The 19,605-nt window shown below is 40.8% G+C and carries 16 protein-coding genes; 5 read left to right on the forward strand and 11 right to left on the reverse strand.

The window, feature by feature from the left end:
• Positions 1–8 precede the first annotated feature (8 nt).
• The 6 genes from VNN39_RS00110 to parE form a co-directional block, all read right to left on the reverse strand.
• A complete protein-coding gene (locus VNN39_RS00110) occupies positions 9–1,079 on the reverse strand; it encodes an FAD:protein FMN transferase (RefSeq protein WP_165712094.1) in 1,071 nt (356 codons plus the stop codon).
• 1 nt (position 1,080) lies between these two features.
• Positions 1,081–3,552, reverse strand: coding sequence for a DNA gyrase subunit A (gyrA, locus tag VNN39_RS00115; RefSeq protein WP_165712095.1), 2,472 nt, complete (start codon positions 3,550–3,552; stop codon positions 1,081–1,083).
• A 173-nt stretch (positions 3,553–3,725) separates the two neighbouring features.
• Complete coding sequence (parC, locus tag VNN39_RS00120) at positions 3,726–6,209, reverse strand: DNA topoisomerase IV subunit A (RefSeq protein ID WP_165712096.1); 2,484 nt, start codon at positions 6,207–6,209, stop codon at positions 3,726–3,728.
• 45 nt (positions 6,210–6,254) lie between these two features.
• The gene (locus VNN39_RS00125; protein ID WP_213496815.1) at positions 6,255–6,716 is read right to left on the reverse strand and encodes a GNAT family N-acetyltransferase; all 462 of its coding nucleotides are present in this window, start codon (positions 6,714–6,716) and stop codon (positions 6,255–6,257) included.
• Positions 6,717–6,720: 4 nt separating this feature from the next.
• Entirely contained in the window at positions 6,721–7,563 is an 843-nt protein-coding gene (locus tag VNN39_RS00130; RefSeq protein ID WP_338997648.1) for a 3'-5' exonuclease, read from the reverse strand.
• 23 nt (positions 7,564–7,586) lie between these two features.
• Positions 7,587–9,524, reverse strand: coding sequence for a DNA topoisomerase IV subunit B (gene parE / locus VNN39_RS00135; protein WP_338997649.1), 1,938 nt, complete (start codon positions 9,522–9,524; stop codon positions 7,587–7,589).
• A gap of 239 nt (positions 9,525–9,763) precedes the next feature.
• On the opposite strand from parE, the gene plsY reads away from it, so the two are divergent.
• The 5 genes from plsY to nrdF all read left to right on the forward strand — a co-directional run bounded on the left by plsY (position 9,764) and on the right by nrdF (position 14,366).
• Positions 9,764–10,402 (forward strand): glycerol-3-phosphate 1-O-acyltransferase PlsY, encoded by a 639-nt coding sequence (gene plsY, locus VNN39_RS00140; protein ID WP_338997650.1) that lies wholly within the window; start codon positions 9,764–9,766, stop codon positions 10,400–10,402.
• A gap of 107 nt (positions 10,403–10,509) precedes the next feature.
• Positions 10,510–10,728, forward strand: coding sequence for a glutaredoxin-like protein NrdH (nrdH, locus tag VNN39_RS00145; RefSeq protein WP_016170892.1), 219 nt, complete (start codon positions 10,510–10,512; stop codon positions 10,726–10,728).
• Positions 10,725–11,144 carry a class Ib ribonucleoside-diphosphate reductase assembly flavoprotein NrdI gene (gene nrdI, locus VNN39_RS00150; protein WP_017369810.1) on the forward strand — a complete coding sequence of 140 codons (420 nt, stop codon included), beginning with the start codon at positions 10,725–10,727 and terminating at the stop codon, positions 11,142–11,144. The genes nrdH and nrdI overlap by 4 nt, the downstream gene beginning before the upstream one ends.
• Before the next feature lie 52 nt (positions 11,145–11,196).
• Complete coding sequence (gene nrdE, locus VNN39_RS00155) at positions 11,197–13,365, forward strand: class 1b ribonucleoside-diphosphate reductase subunit alpha (protein ID WP_338997651.1); 2,169 nt, start codon at positions 11,197–11,199, stop codon at positions 13,363–13,365.
• Positions 13,366–13,379: 14 nt separating this feature from the next.
• Positions 13,380–14,366, forward strand: coding sequence for a class 1b ribonucleoside-diphosphate reductase subunit beta (nrdF, locus tag VNN39_RS00160; protein WP_017369812.1), 987 nt, complete (start codon positions 13,380–13,382; stop codon positions 14,364–14,366).
• Positions 14,367–14,525: 159 nt separating this feature from the next.
• On the opposite strand, the gene VNN39_RS00165 is transcribed toward nrdF, so the two are convergent.
• The 5 genes from VNN39_RS00165 to prfB all read right to left on the reverse strand — a co-directional run bounded on the left by VNN39_RS00165 (position 14,526) and on the right by prfB (position 19,570).
• Positions 14,526–16,148 (reverse strand): hypothetical protein, encoded by a 1,623-nt coding sequence (locus VNN39_RS00165; protein WP_338997652.1) that lies wholly within the window; start codon positions 16,146–16,148, stop codon positions 14,526–14,528.
• A complete protein-coding gene (locus VNN39_RS00170) occupies positions 16,135–16,491 on the reverse strand; it encodes an adenine methyltransferase (protein ID WP_339007107.1) in 357 nt (118 codons plus the stop codon). Before VNN39_RS00170 ends, VNN39_RS00165 begins: the two co-directional genes overlap by 14 nt.
• A 153-nt stretch (positions 16,492–16,644) precedes the next feature.
• A complete protein-coding gene (gene ftsX / locus VNN39_RS00175; protein WP_165712103.1) occupies positions 16,645–17,580 on the reverse strand; it encodes a permease-like cell division protein FtsX in 936 nt (311 codons plus the stop codon).
• Positions 17,573–18,265, reverse strand: coding sequence for a cell division ATP-binding protein FtsE (ftsE, locus tag VNN39_RS00180; protein ID WP_017369093.1), 693 nt, complete (start codon positions 18,263–18,265; stop codon positions 17,573–17,575). The genes ftsX and ftsE overlap by 8 nt, the downstream gene beginning before the upstream one ends.
• Positions 18,266–18,472: 207 nt before the next feature.
• Positions 18,473–19,570, reverse strand: coding sequence for a peptide chain release factor 2 (gene prfB / locus VNN39_RS00185; RefSeq protein ID WP_017369092.1), 1,098 nt, complete (start codon positions 19,568–19,570; stop codon positions 18,473–18,475).
• Positions 19,571–19,605 lie beyond the last annotated feature (35 nt).

The following is a 19,605-nucleotide window of genomic DNA, read 5'->3' on the forward strand; positions in this document are numbered from 1 at the left end:
GCCTCTTTCTATTTTAAGTCTTTAATTTGACCTATCTTATAGTTTTCACTGGTTAAATCAAATTTATCTTTTAAACCATCAGTAATATAGACTTTATTATCTTTGTCTACAAACACAGCTTGAACATTTTTCAGGCTTTGTACATATTCATAACCTTTTTTTGTTCCCATAGCGTAGATCATCGTAGATAAACCATCTCCATTTGTAGCATCTTCACCAGAGATTAAAAGAGTAATGCTGGCAATATCATTATCAAATGGGAAACCGGTTTTAGGGTTAAGGATATGCGAGTAACGATGCCCATCAATTTCTAGATAACGTTCATAGATACCAGAGGTATTAACATGTTGGTCGCTCGCTTTTAAAATACCCAATTGCGATTTCTCTGGATCATTAGGATCTTTTATAGCAATCGTCCACGCATCATTCGTTTGACGTGGGGAGTGTCCTATCACATAAATAGAACTTGATCCCAAATCAACAATCCCTGTTGTTACGCCATTATCTTTAAGGCTTTCCACCATCTTCATGGCTGTATAACCTTTAGCTATCGAACCTAAATCTAAACGGGCACCTTTTTCTCTTAGATAGACGGTACTCTCCTTTTCATTAAATTCAATAAATTGATAGTTAATCAACGGCAAAACACTGTCTATTTCACTTTGTGATGGCTTTCGTGCATCAGGGAAACCAATATTCCAGAGCTTGCTCAAAGGACCAATGGTAATATCATAGCCCATATTCTTAGCAGAATAGTTATATCCCAACTTGATTAACTGATAAATTTCGGCATTTACTTTGACAGGTTTAATACCAGCATTGTCATTGATTTCATCAACAACTGAGTTTGCTTGATCCACAGATACCCAATCGTTATATTTTTTGGCAATATTTAGCGCTTCTTCAACCGCTTTTTCCTTACCTTTATCATAAACAGTAACTTGGATATAAGTTCCCATCGTTGTGGCGTCCTTTTTGATTGGCTGCTCTAAAAGATCACGTGTCTCCTTATTTGAACTACAAGCTGCCAGTAAAAATATACTGACAGCTGCAGTTAAGAAGATAAATAATTTTTTCATTTTATTCTTCCGTATTTGAAGTTACCTCTGTATCGCTTACTTCTTCGTCTTCCTGTTCTGGTTCGACAAGAGCAAATGTCACAATTTGGGCATCATCATCTAAACGCATGATTTTCACACCTTGTGCTGCACGACCAGTTTGTGAGATATTGTCGACACTTGTACGGATTACAACACCTGTGTCGGTAATGACCATAATATCTTCATCACCATTGATAGCAGTTAAGCCAGCAAGCTTACCTGTACGCTCAGTGATATTCATGACTTTAATCCCTTTACCACCACGGCCTTTGACTGGATATTCACTCGCGATGGTTCTCTTACCCAAGCCTTTTTCAGAAATCACTAAGACTTCCTGTTCATCATGAACAATCGCTGTACCAACGACAAAGTCGCCTTCACGCAAGCTCACGCCTTTAACACCAGTGGCAGAGCGCCCCATGTCACGAACGACTGCTTCTTCAAATCGTACAGAGAAGCCATTATGCGTACCAATAATGATATTCTCTTTGCCTGATGTAAGCAGAACATTGATAAGTTCATCACCCTCACGAAGATTCAAAGCTTTTAGACCATTAGTTCGGATATTTGCAAATTGTTGTGTATTTGTACGTTTGACCAAGCCATTACGTGTCGTAAAGAACAAATATCTTTCTTCATCTGACTTCACAACATTAATAACTGTTTGGATTTTTTCACCTTCATCAAGTTTTAAAAGATTGACGATTGGCAAGCCTTTAGCAGCACGACCGTATTCAGGGATTTCATAGCCCTTCATCCGATAGACACGTCCGAGATTTGTAAAGAAGAGTAAATGATCATGCGTACTTGTTGACACAAGATGCTGTACGAAATCATCGTCTGACATATTCATACCTTGAACGCCACGTCCGCCACGTTTTTGTGCACGGAATTCGTCGTTGCTGAGACGTTTGATATAGCCTTTATTTGAGAGCGTAATAAGGACATCTTCTTCCTCGATCAAATCTTCGTCTTCCAGATTCAAGACTTCTCCCACCAAAAGCTCTGTGCGGCGTTTGTCTGCAAATTTACGTCTAATCTCGCCTAACTCTTCACGAATAATAGCTTTGACACGTTCTGGTTTAGCTAAGATGTCTGCCAAATCGGCAATCAAGGCAATAAGCTCTTGATACTCATTTTCAATCTTGTCACGTTCTAAGCCTGTTAAACGACGTAAACGCATATCCAAGATAGCTTGCGACTGTTTGTCTGACAATTGGAATTCATCCATCATCGCTTTTTGCGCAATAGCATCCGTTGCAGATTCGCGGATAATTGTAATCATACGATCAATATTATCCAAGGCAATACGCAAACCTTCTAAGATATGCGCACGGGCTTCTGCACGAGCTTTATCAAAGCGCGTACGACGTTCAACAACTTCGATTTGGTGTTCGATGTAGTCGGTCAAGATTTGTTTCAATGACAGAATCTTCGGCGTCCCTTTTTCGATCGCCAACATATTGAAACCAAAGGATGTTTGCAATTGTGTAAGTTTGAATAAGTTGTTCAAAATCACATGAGCAGATGCATCACGACGGACTTCAACCACTAGACGCACACCTTCACGGCTTGACTCATCACGACAGGCTGTAATACCTTCTATACGCTTTTCTTGTGCCAAACGTACAATATGCTCATGCACTTTGGACTTATTTACCATATAAGGAAACTCAGTAACTACGATACGTTCCTTACCACCAGGTAATTCTTCGATTTCTGTTTTCGCACGAAGTGTAATTGAGCCTTTACCTGTCTCATAAGCACGGCGAATACCTGATTTCCCCATAACCAGAGCACCTGTTGGGAAATCTGGCCCTGGTAAAACTTCCATCAAATCACGCGTTGTTGCCTCTGGATTTTCCATCAGCAAATCAACCGCATCAATTGTTTCACCTAAGTTATGAGGTGGGATATTTGTCGCCATCCCAACGGCAATACCCGTTGTTCCGTTAACCAAGAGGTTAGGAAAACGTGCTGGAAGTACCTCTGGCTCACGCTCAGTTCCATCATAGTTATCAACAAAGTCAACAGTGTTTTTGTTGATATCTCGAAGCATCTCCAAAGCAATTTTGGACATACGTGCTTCGGTATAACGTTGAGCGGCAGCACCGTCTCCATCCATGGAACCAAAGTTCCCATGTCCGTCAACCAGCATATGGCGGTAACTCCACCACTGAGCCATACGTACCATTGCCTCATAAATTGAGCTATCTCCATGTGGGTGATATTTACCCATGACATCCCCGGTAATACGGGCAGATTTTTTATGTGGCTTGTCAGGCGTTGTACCAAGCTCGTTCATTCCGTAAAGAATGCGGCGATGAACTGGCTTCAAACCATCGCGTACATCAGGTAGGGCACGTGCCACAATAACTGACATTGCATAGTCACGAAAGCTGGTTTTCATCTCCTCAGCAAGATTGACATTTATGATATTTTTATCTTCCATGTTCTCCTCTTTCAATGTATAAACACTGTCTCTATTATACCATAATTTCTTACTGTTTACAGTTGTTTTTAAATCTTTGGGCTACCTTTTTTAAACTTGTCCGACCCTCTCTTTGAAAGGATAAATTTACTTTTTCTCAATAAAAAAATAACCCTCATCCGAGGATTATTTTTTTATTTTATTTTTGCCTCTAATACACGATCAATATCTTCAGCTAAAGGATGACCATTGCTTGCGCGATCAGATAAGTTCAAGTCTGTTAATTCTGTTTGGTAGACTTTGCCCACTGCTGAGGTCACTTCTAAAATCTGGCTCTTATCAGTTTGTGTTTCTTCTACTTCTGCAGGACTGAAAAGATCAACCGTCTCTGAAAGTGGTGTCTTAGCAGTATTTATTACCCTACCAGCTGCAAATACGGTGTGTGGATTGGTTTTCAAAGGACGTAGAACCTGAAGACCACGATTCGCGCGACTTGTTTCTGGAATATCTTCAGATTTTACCCGTTTGATAAAACCACGTTGTGTAAGCAGGTACCAGCTGTCTGTTTGCACAAAGAAGGCAGCTTTCACCCTATCACCCGCTTTAAGATTCATTGCCTTAACACCAGCTGCTTTAGCCCCCACAACAGGAATTTCTGAGATGTTAAAGCGAAGGGCATATCCATTTTCAGAAATCAGCATCACATCTTCATCGCCTTTAAAAATAGGCTCGATGGTTACAATACTGTCTTTGTCCCCTTTGAGTTTTCCATAAGCCATTGACTTCGAACGGTATGTCCGCCAAGGTTTAAAGGAAGCGAGTTCAACTTGCTTAATTTGACCAGCCGCAGTGACGACCATGTAGTTTTCACCAGTCTCAAAATTATCAAGTACCTGTGCAAAGATAATCTCTTCATCGCTGGCAAAATTGTTCAAAGTTTGGGAAATATGCTCTCCAATATCCTTCCAACGGACATCAGATAATTCATGGACTGGACGATAAATAACATTTCCAAGACTAGTAAACATCAGGAGGTGCTGCGTCGTCCGAGCGCCTGCTTTAACAAAGATTAATTCATCATCCTCACGTTTACCGACTTCTTCAACATTAGAAGAGGCAAAGCTACGTGGCGACGTACGCTTGATATACCCTCCACGTGTTACAGAAACAACCGTTTCCTCTTCCGCAATCAGTTGCTGCGCTTCAATCTCTATCGTTTCAACATTATCTTGCAGTTCTGAACGTCTTTCTTTGCCAAATTTTTTCTTGACTTCACGCAATTCGCGTTTCATCAAGTTATAAAGTGTACGTTCATCATTGATAATCGCACGGAGTTCTAAAATCTTAGCTTCAAGTTCGGCTTGTTCATTCTCTAAAGTTACGATATCTGTATTGGTTAAACGGTAAAGTTGCAAAGTTACTATGGCTTCTGCCTGCTCTTCACTGAAAGCATAGCTCACTTTCAAGTTTTCCTTAGCATCAGCTTTGTTTTCAGATGCACGAATCAAAGCAACGACTTCATCCAAGATAGAAACCATACGGATTAAACCTTCTACCAGATGTAACCTTTTCTCAGCCTTACTCAAGTCAAATTTTGAACGTTTAACGATAACATCCTGACGATGGGCAATATAAGAGCGCAGAACAGGAAGAACACCGACTTGACGTGGTGTCATATTGTCAATTGCCACCATATTGAAATTATAATTAATTTGCAAATCTGTGTTTTTATAGAGGTAGTTAAGCACCAGTTGACTGTTGGCTTCTTTTTTTAGCTCAATAGCAATACGTAATCCTTCACGATCAGACTCATCACGTACTTCGGAAATCCCAGGTACTTTAGCATTTACCCGCACATCATCAATCCGTTTAACTAAAGTCGCCTTGTTGATTTCATAAGGAATCTCCGTAACAACAAGTTGTTCACGACCACCTTTAAGCTTTTCAACTTCTACCTTGGACCGAACAGCAATGCGCCCTTTTCCTGTTTCATATGCCTTTTTGATTTCGCTACGTCCTTGAATAATAGCACCCGTCGGAAAATCTGGTCCAGGCATGAGGGTCATGATTTTCTCGACATCAGCTTTAGGATGGTCAATCATATAGATTGTCGCATCAATAACCTCGCCGAGATTATGGGGTGGAATATCTGTCGCATAACCCGCAGAAATACCCGTTGAGCCATTTACCAACAAGTTAGGAAAACTTGCGGGCAGTACAGTTGGCTCTTTTTCTGTGTCGTCAAAGTTCCACGCATGAGCAACGGTATCTTTCTCAATATCTTTTAATAGATACGACGAAATTTCTGCCAAACGTGCCTCTGTATAACGCATAGCAGCCGGTGGATCACCGTCCATCGATCCGTTATTCCCGTGCATCTCAATCAAAGGCTCAAGCATTTTCCAATCTTGCGACAAGCGAATCATCGCATCATAAATTGAGCTGTCTCCATGAGGGTGAAAATTACCCATAACATTTCCGACAGACTTGGCAGACTTACGATAAGCTTTATCAAAAGTATTACCATCCTTATTCATTGAATACAGGATGCGTCGTTGAACGGGTTTTAAGCCGTCTCGAATATCAGGTAGGGCACGTTCCTGAATAATGTATTTTGAATAGCGTCCAAAACGCTCGCCCATAATATCCTCTAAAGGTAGAGTTTGTATATTAGACATTAGTCCTCCAACAGTTATTTCATTTTTAAGTTTACAAAATGTTTTTTAAGAGGCAAAATCCTTTAAGTCCAAAATCATTTCAACATGTTTTATGCCATCTTCCAAAAAGGGTTCTGAATCTTCCTTGAAACCAAAGGAAGCATAGAATGCACGGAGATAATACTGGGCTTCAATACGCACTACAGGTTCTCGCCATGATTGAGCCAGAAACTCAAGAGCCTGTTGCATCATTTTACGCGCCGTTCCTTTGCCACGTTGGCTTTCCTTCACCAGTACACGGCCAATAGAGGCCTCAGGATAAGAAAGCCCCGCCGGTAAGATACGACAGTAGGATTGAATGGCACCTTCATCATCTTCTAACCACAAGTGCAATGACTTTTGATCCTTACCGTCGACATCTTGATAAGCACATTCTTGTTCAACAACAAAAACTTCAGAGCGGACTTGTAAAATTTTGTAGAGTTCTGATCGCGTAAGTTCTTCGAAATTTTTAATCTTCCATTCCATACTTTTATCCCTCTTTTTCTATTTCATTTGTAAAGTTAGCTTTCTGCATTTCCTTCAAAAAGTCAGAATGAATGGTTACTGTATCATTATTATAAAGTGTTGCAGTTAAGCTGTAACCCGTTGAATATGCTGCCGTTATTGCTAGACCTGTCACCTCGAATTTCTGCCAATTTCGCTGTGTATCTCTGCGATAATAAACCAAATCTTTGGTAATCGGTAAGCTCAATTTTCGGCGGACTTCTTCCGTGATTCTCGTATCAACCTCACCAAACAAATCCATTTGCAAACTTTCATTTGACACAGGTTGCGGTTTTGGCGGCCGTGACAAGTCTTGCAAATACTGATAGAGACGTGCGGTGATAAGACAATCGTTAAGTGCATCATGACTGCGCAAATCAATACCTAAAACATCCTTAAAGGTTTCCAACTTATAGTTGGGCATCTGCACTAATTTTTTTGCTTCCGATAACGTGTCATAGACTTGAAAATGTGGGGCATCACCAATCTCACAATCAACAATCGCTTGATAGAGGAAGCTGACATCGAAAGGTGCATTATGAGCCACCATTAAGCTATCCCTTGAAAAAGCAATAAAATCAGGTAAAACTTCAGCAAGAACAGGTTGATCCAGTAAGGAAGCTGGCCAAATTCCAGTCAGTTCTGAAATTTTAGTCGGAAGATAAGAACGCGTCGGCTTAATCAACTGATTAAAGCGCGCAATTTCTTGGTCAGCTTGGTCATATTTGACAGCACCAATTTGAATAATCTCATTTTTTTGAGGACTGAATCCCGTTGTCTCAAAGTCAAATACTACGTAATGCTCCACCTTATCACGTTCCTTTCTCATTTTTCCTTAAAATATACAATTACTTAAAAGATTGTGTTTTCTTCCAATGTAAACTTCACATTATTCTCAATCCATTTACGACGAGGTTCAACCTTGTCTCCCATCAAAACCGAAACCCGTTTTTCGGCTTGCGCAGCATCATCAATGGTAACTTGAATTAATGTGCGTGTTTCAGGGTTCATGGTTGTCTCCCACAGTTGGTCGGCATTCATTTCCCCCAAACCTTTATAACGCTGAAGGGTTGCGCCCTTGCCAAAAGTTTGACGAAGTTCTTCAAGTTCAGCATCCGTCCAAGCATAAGCAACTTTTTCTTTTTTACCCTTACCTTGGCTCATCTTATAAAGCGGTGGCAAGGCAATATAAACGTGGCCATTTTCAAGAAGAGGCTTCATATAGCGATAGAAAAAAGTGAGAAGTAAAGTTTGAATATGCGCACCATCGGTATCCGCATCGGTCATAATAATAACTTTATCATAGTTCCGATCCGCAAGTGTGAAATCTGCTCCAACACCTGCACCGATAGTGTAAATCATCGTATTAATCTCTTCATTTTTAAGGATATCCTGCATTTTGGCTTTTTCAGTATTGATAACCTTACCACGCAAGGGTAAAATCGCTTGGAATTTACGGTCACGGCCTTGTTTTGCAGAGCCACCAGCAGAATCTCCTTCGACAAGGTAGAGCTCATTTTTATTAGGGTTTTTAGTTTGTGCAGGCGTTAATTTCCCTGAAAGCAGTCCTTTATCTTTCTTGTTCTTTTTACCTGTTCGAGATTCTTCACGTGCTTTGCGCGCAGCTTCACGTGCTTCGCGCGCTTTGATTGCTTTGCGAATCAGATTTTGCGCTAGCTCGCCATTCTCCAAAAGATAGAAAGTCAACTTTTCAGAAACCAGTGCATCCACTGCTGGGCGTGCTAAGGGTAAACCAAGCTTATCTTTTGTCTGTCCCTCAAACTGCAGATATTCTTCTGGTACAAGGATAGATAAAACAGCTGTCAAGCCCTCACGATAGTCCGAGCCTTCAAGGTTTTTATCCTTGTCCTTGAGCAGACCCGTTTTCCTCGCGTAATCATTCATAGCTTTTGTCAAGGCTGTTTTGAGACCAGCCTCATGTGTGCCTCCATCTTTTGTCCGCACATTATTTACAAAAGAAAGAATATTTTCTGAGTAACCATCGTTATATTGTAATGCTACTTCTACTTGAAAAGAATCTTGCTGACCCGCAAAATATAAAACAGGCGTAAGTGTGTCCTTATCTTCATTAAGGTAGTCTACGAAATCTTGTACACCATTTTCATAGTGAAACTCTTCCTTAACTTCCTCTTCTCCGCGTTCATCTGCAAGTGACAGAGTAACATCTTTCAAGAGGAAAGCTGATTCATTTAAACGTTCTGAAATCGTTTGGTATTTAAATTCAATTGTAGAAAAAATAGTAGCATCTGGCATAAAGGTAACTTTTGTACCTGTTTTTGATTTTGGTGCCTTACCTATTTTTTCCAATGTTGTTACAGGGTGACCACCATTTTCAAAGCGTTGACGATATATATTACCATCCCGGGTAATTTCTACTTCAAGCCAGCTGGACAAAGCATTTACGACAGAAGAACCCACACCATGTAAGCCTCCTGATGTTTTATAGCCCCCTTGACCAAACTTACCCCCTGCATGAAGGACAGTAAAGATAACTTCAACAGTTGGTTTCCCTGTAGCGTGCATCCCTACAGGCATTCCACGTCCTTCATCTTCCACAGTGACAGAACCGTCTTTATTTAAAATAACTGAAATTTTTGTTCCAAAGCCCGACAAAGCCTCATCGACAGCATTATCCACAATTTCCCAAATCAGATGATGCAAGCCTGTTGAATCTGTTGAGCCTATATACATCCCTGGGCGCTTTCTTACGGCATCAAGCCCTTCTAAGACTTGAATCGCGCTGTCGTCGTAATTATTTATATCTACCATTCATTATTCTCCATTTAAGCCAGCTCTAAACCAGCAGAAATATTCATCTTTCCTATTCTACATTCTTCAAGGGTCTTTGTCAAAAGTCTTTATAAAACAAATGAAGCTTTTTCCCCCATTTTATCTCTATTCTCCTCAAAAATTTTAAAATGAAAAGTTTTTCTTTCAAAAAATCGCTAAAATTCATTAACTTTTATGTTATAATTGTAGAGCTATTACAAACGTATAAGAAAGATGATATGACTATAATAATTTTATGCATCGCTGCCTATCTCATTGGAGCGATTCCTGCAGGACTTTGGATTGGAAAGATTTTCTTTAAAAAAGATCTGCACGAGTATGGTTCTGGAAATACTGGTACAACGAATACTTTCCGTATTCTTGGAAAAAGAGCTGGCATCATCGTTTTCATCTTTGACCTCCTCAAAGGTACATTGGCAACTCTTCTGCCTCTCATTTTCCATGTTCATAGTGTTTCACCACTTATTTTCGGATTATTAGCTGTCGTAGGCCATACCGTTTCAGTCTTTGATAAATTTAAGGGAGGAAAAGCTGTTGCGACTTCAGCAGGTGTTGTTCTCGGATTTAACCCCGTTTTCTTACTTTATCTTGCCGTTGTTTTCTTCCTCGTCCTTTACCTTTTCAGCATGATTAGCCTATCTTCTATTTTAGGAGCTACTGCTGCAATGATTGGCGTTCTTGTCTTTCCATATTTTCACTTTATTTTACCCAATTACGACCCCTTGTTCTCGATAATTATTTTAGCCTTAGCTTCCATTATTATCGTTCGACACAAGAGCAACATTAAGAGAATAAAAAATAAAGAAGAATCTTTGGTACCTTTTGGCTTAAACCTCAGCAAACAACACAATATATAGTAGTTTACATAATTAAGAACCACAATATCTAGTATCGATAACTTGACTAGGTATTTTTTTTATACTAAAATAAAAGAACAAAAATAATAAAAAATTGGAGAATATTTATGGTCACTGTATACTCAAAAAACAACTGCATGCAATGTAAAATGGTAAAAAAATGGCTCACAGAACACACTGTGGACTTTGAAGAAATTAACATTGACGAAAAACCAGAATTTGTTCAAACAGTGCTTGATATGGGGTACCGTGCTGCACCTGTTGTGGTCAAAGGCGACGTTTCATTCTCTGGTTTTAACCCAAGTGAATTGGCAAAATTGGCATGAAATTAATCTATTTCAGTATAACTGGCCAAACACGCCGTTTTGTCAATAAAACCAATTTAGAGCATGAAGAAATTCTGCCCAACGATCCTGAGTTTGAAGTCAATGAAGACTTCTTGATTATTGTCCCGAGTTATGCGGATGAAACTCCAGGGGCTGAACGAAGCATGGATATCATGGACCCTGTCTTTGAATTCATGTCCTATGCCAATAACGCACAGTATTGTAAAGGTATTGTTGGTACAGGAAATCGAAATTTTGCTTCCTTATATATATTTACTGCAAAAGAATTATCTGCTCGCTTCCAAATTCCTATTGTTTACGATTTCGAATTCAATGGAACACCGAATGATGTAGCTGCTGTTGAAGACATTGCAGCTCGATTAGAGTCTGGAGCAAACATCAGTCTCAAACCGTAAATTTCACTAAAAATAAAAATTAGCATGTGGGCGCAAAGCCCCGGAGAAATATATGTCACTTAAAAATCTTGAAGATGTTACGTACTTCACGCTTAACAATCAAATCAATATACCCGTTAACGGCTCTATTCCTTTAGCAAAAGACAAAGAAGCAATCACTGCCTTTTTCAAAGAAAATGTTGAGCCTAACACTTTCACTAAAGATACTTATGCTGAAAAAATCGAAGCATTGCTCGAGGGTGATTACCTTGAAGAAGACTTCATCCGTAAGTATGAAATGAGTTTCATCGAGCAACTTCACCAAGAATTGTTGGACTTTGGCTTTAAGTTTGATAGCTTTATGGCAGCTTACAAGTTCTACAATCAATACGCCATGAAAAATAACGAAGGTACACTCTACCTTGAAAACTTTGAAGACCGCGTCTTGATGAACGCGCTCTACATGGCTGATGGAGATACAAAACTTGCACGCAATTTAGCCTTTGCTATGGTTAATCGCCGTTACCAACCTGCCACTCCAACTTTCCTCAATGCTGGACGTAAACGCCGCGGCGAATTCGTCAGCTGTTTCCTTTTACAATTGACAGACGACATGAATTCGATCGGTCGTACTATTAACTCTGCCCTCCAACTTTCAAAAAATGGTGGTGGGGTTGGTCTTAACTTGACTAACTTACGTGGTGCTGGTGCTCCAATCAAAGGTTACGACGGAGTTGCAGCAGGTGTAGTTCCCGTAATGAAACTTTTCGAAGATAGCTTTTCTTATGCCAACCAACTTGGTCAACGTCAAGGTGCAGGTGTAGTTTACCTTTCCATTTTCCACCCTGACATTATGGAATTCCTTTCAACGAAAAAAGAAAATGCGGATGAAAAAATCCGTGTAAAAACTTTATCACTCGGTGTGACTGTTCCTGATAAATTCTACGAACTCGCAGCTAAAGGCGAAGATATGTATCTCTTCGAGCCTTACTTTGTAGAAAAAGAATACGGTATGCCTTTTGCCCATGTTGATATTACAGCAGAATACGACAACATGCTCGCAAACGACAATATCCGTAAGATCAAAATCAGCGCGCGTGAGTTGGAACAAGAACTTTCTAAACTCCAACAAGAATCTGGCTATCCTTATATCGTGAACATCGATACAGTAAACAAAGCTAACCCCGTCGATGGTGTTATCTCCATGAGTAATCTTTGTTCTGAAATCCTTCAAGTTCAAACACCTTCAGTCCTCAATGACGATCAAACATATTCAACATTAGGAACTGACGTTGCATGTAATTTGGGTTCAACAAATGTCATGAACATGATGACTTCAGGCGCAGACTTTGGAAGCTCAATCGAATCAATGGTTCGTGCCCTGACCTTCATCTCTGAAACTTCAAATCTTGACTCTGTACCGACTGTACGTAAAGGAAATAACGAAATGCGCGCCATTGGACTCGGTGCTATGGGGCTTCATTCTTTCCTCGCTAAAAACCACATCCATTACGACAGCAAAGCCGCAGTTGACTTTACAAGTGTTTACTTTATGCTCTTGAACTACTATACTTTAGTGGCTTCAAACGTACTTGCAGTTGAACGCCAAGCAACCTTCAAAGACTTTGATAAATCTGCATATGCGGACGGCTCTTACTTCGATAAATACCTTAACCATGACTATTTCGCCGCTGTTCCAGCCGAAATCCAAGAACTTTTCGCTGGTATTGCTGTACCTGGTCCAGCTGAATGGGCTGCCTTAAAAGAAAAAGTCATGCAAGGTGGACTTTATAACTCTTACCGTATGGCCGTTGCACCTAATGGTTCAATCTCTTATATCAACGACTGCTCTTCTTCGATTTACCCAATCGTTAACCGTATCGAAGAACGTCAAGAAAAGAAAGTCGGTAAGATTTACTATCCTGCCGCTGGCCTTTCAACAGATACCATTCCTTATTACAAATCTGCTTACGACACAGACATGCGTGCTGTCATTGACGTATACGCCGCTGCTACTGAACATGTCGATCAAGGTTTGTCTATGACCCTCTTCATGCGTTCAACTTTACCTGAAGGCCTTTATGAGTGGAAGATTACAAATAATAAAATGACAACACGTGATTTGAGTATCCTACGTAACTATGCTTACAATAAAGGTATCAAAACTATCTATTACGTCCGTACCTTTACAGACGATGAAGAGGAAGTTGGCTCAAACCAATGTGAAAGCTGTGTTGTTTAAAAAAAGGAAATACTATGTCTGAACAAAATAACCAAAAAGTCCCTACTTACTATGCAGCCATTAACTGGAATGCAATTGAGGATTCTATTGATAAATACACTTGGGAAAAACTGACCAGCCAGTTTTGGTTGGACACACGTGTCCCTGTATCTAATGACCTTGACGATTGGCGCAAATTGCCCCAAGTTGAACGTGATACTTTTGCGAAGGCTTTTGCTGGTTTGACGCTCTTGGATACTTTACAATCTGTAGATGGTGCAGAGGTGCTCAAACATGATGCACGTACACCGCAAGAAATCGCATGTTTCAACAACATCCAGTTTATGGAGTCCGTTCACGCCAAATCTTACTCTACAATCTTTAGTACCTTAAATACAAAGTCAGAGATTGAAGAACTCTTTGACTGGGTGGATACAAATGTTTATATGCAAAAGAAAGCAGAAATCATCAACGATATCTACCAAAATGGTACTGCCCTTCAGAAGAAAATTGCAAGTGTCTTCCTTGAAACTTGCCTCTTCTACTCTGGTTTCTTCACACCACTCTGGTATCTTGGCAACAATAAGATGATTAACTCTGCTGAAATCATCAAACTTATCATTCGTGACGAAAGTGTCCACGGTACTTATATCGGTTACAAGTTCCAGCTTGGTTTCAACGAATTGTCCGAAGAAGAACAAAGTGAACTCCGTGATTGGATGTACAATTTGCTCTACGAACTTTATGAGAATGAAGAAGCTTATACACACTTGCTTTACGATGAAATCGGCTGGACAGATGAAGTCTTGAAATTCCTCCGTTACAATGCCAACAAGGCACTTATGAACTTAGGTCAAGATCCTCTCTTCCCAGATACAGCAGCGGATGTCAACTCTGTTGTGATGAACGGTATCTCTACTTCTTCGTCCAACCATGACTTCTTTAGCCAAGTCGGTAACTCTTACCTGCTCGGTGAAGTTGAAGCCATGTCAGATGATGATTATATGATTGGTATGAAATAAAATTAAAAGATTAGGAATTGTTTTGAGGCTGCTGGAAAACAGCTAAAAATCGTGAAAATTAAAAACGGAACTGCTCAACTGGGCGGTTCCGTTTTTATAATTTGGGTTTAAATCTGACTTTTTCAGCAGCCTCATTGTTTTTTCTAGTCTTTTTTCGTTTTAGTTTGCTTGGTTGATGATTAGGGCTGGGCGGACGCCCGCATAGACACGGCTATGGCCTACGCCAACATTGCTATGCAGCTGACCAGCAAAGATAGACCAAGACACATACCAAGCATTGCCGAACGCACCAGGGGTACGTAGCCACCACCAACTATTACGGGCAGCGACACGTGAGGCATGATTGGGGAAAGGACCCGTTTCAGTCGACAAGTGCACCACATCCGCAAGGGAAAGCGCAAAGGCTTGAGATGTTGACCCACTAACAGTAGTTCTATCAGCGCGGACCTCATTGAAGCGAGCATCATCCCACTCCAAAGGTACCCAACGAGTGCCTCCTGTCCAAGGTGCAGCTGCGGAATCTGAAATACTCGGAACATCAGACGGAATAGATGCAGGCTGTACCATAGCCTGAACAGCTGGTGTAAGTCCCGTATAGAAGTCTGATAAAACTTGCGGTTGGTCATTGAAGCTTGTGTTACGGATGGCTTCATTGCGGATAATCATATGGTTATCGTTGCCCATATCTTCCAAATAACGGTACTCTACCCCATCCATAGTAAAGACACGGCCTGGAAGCATAGCATCAAAGTTAAAGGCAGATGGTGGAGAATCAATATCAGCACGTGGATTAGAGCCTTCACCGTCCATAGCATTATTCTGTATACCTGTAAGGAAGTCTGCTAAACGGCTATCGCCACCTGTAAGAAATTCATTCATATTTTCGGTGTCAGGACTAATCAACTGACTGTCCACATGGATACTGTAATAGTAAGAGCCATTGAAAACTGTATCTTCTATAGCGGCGGTCATTTCTGCTGCGTCCAATAGATAAGAGCTTGCTTCCCCTGGTTCTAAGAGTGAAGCCCAATAAGCCCAGCCTGTCGTGTGGTCAACAACCCAGAAGTTACCGATTTGTTGGTAAGGTTGAAGTTCCGACCATTGTTGGATGGTCATGACGGGACGTTGTTCTTGCAAGTTTTGAGCTGTTTCACGTGTCGCACCGTCTGAGCCACCATGCCAAACAGTGTTCGTTGGTCCTGAGCCATTGGTATAAGTCACACCTTCTTCCCAATAGCCATCTGTTCCGTCTCCGGGATGAGTCACGTCATCTGAATCATCTGCCAAGTCACGGGCATCTCCCGCTGCGGCAGTACTGAGATCCAAGTTGTTATGGTTAAAGGTTGGTAAATACCAAGGGGCTTCTCCTGCTCGACCAAATCTTAGGTTGGAGTATCTGTTAAAAGCAGCACCTGCCCCTGTACGTGTGCCAATCGCTGTCGCACTCGGAATATAAGGGGTCCATGTGTCAGGTTCTTCTCGGTCCCCGCCAACTATCTGTGTAAAGGGGCCATCCGTACCTTGACGGTATTCCAAGAACTCCGACAGGCGAATACGTGCCATGATGGGACGTTCACCATAGTTTTCAACAAAGACGTCCTTGTTTTCACTCTCGGCGTTATAGTAGTCATGGACTCGGCCACCGACATTAACTTGGACGTCGTTTTCACGGTCATTAATGGCTTGTTGGTTAAAAGCTGTAAAGGCGAAAGTACCTCCGATTAAGCCGAGCAGAGATAGGATAGCGATATTCCGCAGTTTCCGTTTTTTATCTGGTGTCATCTTTTTTCCTCATTTCTATTGATTGATTATTGTAAATGCCAAAAAACGCTCCAAGGGGTCCTGAGCGTTTGGGTGCAAGTAAAAATAGGCGGATGTCTACCGCTGGTGCTGTGCTGTGCTGTGCTGTGCTGTGCTGTGCTGTGCTGTGCTGTGCTGTGCTGTGCTGTGCTGTGCTGTGCTGTGCTGTGCTGTGCTGTGCTGTGCTGTGCTGTGCTGTGCTGTGCTGTGCTGTGCTGTGCTGTGCTGTGCTGTGCTGTGCTGTGCTGTGCTGTGCTGACCGATTATAAGTCATCTGCTTTACCCCGTCAAGTATTTTGTTATCATTAAGTAACGATGATAACATTTATATAACATTATTGTAATGTTTTTCTTATAATTTTCAAAATAATATTAGGGGGAGCTCTTCATGACAACCTCTTCTCTGTTTCTAAGATAAGCGCAGAGGATAATTGAGCAACAAAAAAAGCCCTACTTCTTCGTAGAACTTTTTTTGTTTTTAAACTTTCAAGAAACGACGCATTGAAGTTACTGCTCCGAGTGAACCGATCAAGATACCGATAAGGAAGAGTAAGCCAACCATCATTGGTACAAAGGTGTCTGCGGGAAGCAGATATAGACTTTGTGGTTTCAAGCTTGGTGTGAAGCTTGTGAAAGCAAGGTTGTAAAGCCAAGCAATCAATACACTTGGGACAATAGCTCCTAAGAGTCCAACCCAAGCACCTTCAAGGAAGAATGGCCAACGAATATAACCGTTACGTGCTCCCACCAATCGCATAATTTGAATCTCACGTTGACGTGACATGATCGTGATACGGATTGTGTTTGAGATGAGGAAGACGGCAACTAAGATAAGCAGAGCTGCTGCTGCACCACCCCAAATCTTCACGTTATTCCCTAAAGCAAGGATACGTTCTGTATTGGCACCACCATAGTTTGCAGATTGGATACCATTAATCTTCTTAATCGCGCTGGCAACTTTTTCGACATCCTGTGGGTTATCTGCTTCAACGATATAAGCATCGTAGAGCGGGTTAGCATCACCTTGGAAAAGAGCCCAAGTGCTGCCCAATGTCTCTGTCAATTGTTTAAGTTGTTCATCTTTACTTGAGAATTTGATTGAAGCAACATCAGGGATTTTTTCAATTTCTGAATAAATTTTACGATAGTTTGGATTATTGATTTCTTTTTTAGGATCTTTGGGATCTTCAATTTTTTTGTCCATATCATGAACATTTAAATCCATATACGCTACAATACGTACGTTTTTTTCAATATCGCTTGACAATTTCGCCGTATTTAAAATAACTGAGAGAAAAAGTCCGACTAAAGTCAAAGTAATCATTACAGAGGAAACTGCTGCGACAGTCATCCATCCATTACGACGGAGATTTTTCAGTGATTCCAATAAATGTTTAAATAAATTTCTAATCATCGTAACCGTAATCTCCTTCCGCTTGGTCTCGAACGATACGTCCATTTTCAATAGCAACAACACGGTGACGTAAGGTATTTACGATTTGGCTGTTGTGTGTTGCCATAAGCACAGTCGTTCCTTGCAAGTTAATTTTTTCGAGCAAGTTCATAATTTCCCATGAATTTTCTGGGTCCAAATTTCCTGTAGGCTCGTCTGCAATCAAGAGTTTAGGGGCATTAGCGATTGAACGTGCAATAGCCACACGTTGTTGTTCACCACCTGAAAGTTCATCAGGGAAAGAACGTAATTTATGTTTAAGACCTACAAGATCCAAGACTTCATTGACACGTTTTTTAATTTCACGCGGACGCTTCCCGACAACTTCCATCGCATAAGCGATATTTTCATATACAGTCTTCTTCGGCAAAAGTTTGTAGTCTTGGAAGACAACTCCTACAGAGCGACGCAATAAAGGCACATCACGACGTTTAAGTTTCATCAGGTCAAACTTAGCAACGACGCCTGTTCCTTTATCAATTTTTAGTTCATGGTAGAGCAACTTAATAAAGGTCGACTTACCAGCTCCAGACGGTCCAACAATATAAACAAATTCTCCTGCTTCGATGTCAAGAGAGATGTTACGTAAGGCTGTTGTTCCGTTAGAGTATTTTTTTGATACATTATTTAATTTAATAATACTCATTATCCCTAGTCTCCATTGAATTGTTTTGCAACTTTTTTCTTTCTCATCCTCTATAAATAGGAATAAGAAATATTTTTTTGAAACCATTCTTTCTGATTCAAAAAAAACAAAGTTCTTCTCATTATACCAGATAAAAAGATTTTTAGGTATAAATTATTTTACATTTTTTCCTTAAAGTTACAAATGAATTTCACTCGAATTACCCACTTACATTTTCCAACGTAGGTAGGCATGGATAAAGCCATCAAGATCTCCGTCCATTACTTTATCAATTTGTCCTGTCTCATACTCTGTTCTTGTGTCTTTGACCAACTGATAAGGCATGAAGACATAAGAACGAATTTGACTGCCCCAAGAGATGTCTGACTGATCACCCCGAAGTTCATCGACTTCGGCTTGTTTTTTATCCATCTCTAATTGATAAAGTTTAGACTTCAGCATCGCCATCGCCTTGTCTCGGTTACCGTACTGTGTACGGTCCATTGTAGAAGCCACAACAATTCCTGTAGGAATGTGTGTCAAACGTACCCCTGTTGAGACTTTATTGACGTTTTGTCCACCTGCACCACCTGAACGGAAAGTATCCATCTTGATATCTGCATCACGAACATCAACTTCAACTGTATCATCAAGTTCTGGCATGACATCTACCGAAGTAAATGAAGTATGACGACGATTTTGTGAGTCAAAAGGTGAGATACGGACTAAACGATGTACCCCCTTTTCGCCTCGCAAGAAGCCATAGGCGTTTCGGCCCTCAAATTTCAATGTTGCTGACTTTAGACCTGCAACATCTCCGTCTTGATAATCCAAAACTTCTACTTTGAATCCGTGTGCAGCGCCCCAGCGTTCATACATACGCATGAGCATGCTACCCCAGTCTTGTGACTCGGTTCCACCGGATCCTGGATGAATTTCCAAGATGGCATTCATGTGGTCATAAGGTTGGTTGAGCATGATTTCCAACTCGTAAGTTTCAATCTTTTTACCCAACTTCTCAACATTCTCTTCAAGCTCGACTTGCATATCTTCATCGTCTTCTTCCTGAAGCATCTCTAACAAGACTTCGCTGTCCTCATGAAGTGTCGCAATTGACATGAAGTTTTCATACTTTGCTTTAAGCGCATTTGATTCATCAATAACTTTTTGCGCAGCTTCATTATCATTCCAAAAGTCAGGCTCCGCCATGTCATTATCAAGCAAAGCAATTTCTTCTTCTAGGCGATCTAAGTCAAGTGAGCCACGAAAATCTTCGACTTTCTGACCATATGCCTCTAGTTTATTTCTAATTTCAGATAGTTCCATAGGCTCTATTTTAGCATATTTGTCCAAAAAAAGAC

Origin of the sequence: Lactococcus formosensis, from assembly GCF_037892375.1 — a bacterium.
GTDB lineage: Bacteria > Bacillota > Bacilli > Lactobacillales > Streptococcaceae > Lactococcus > Lactococcus formosensis.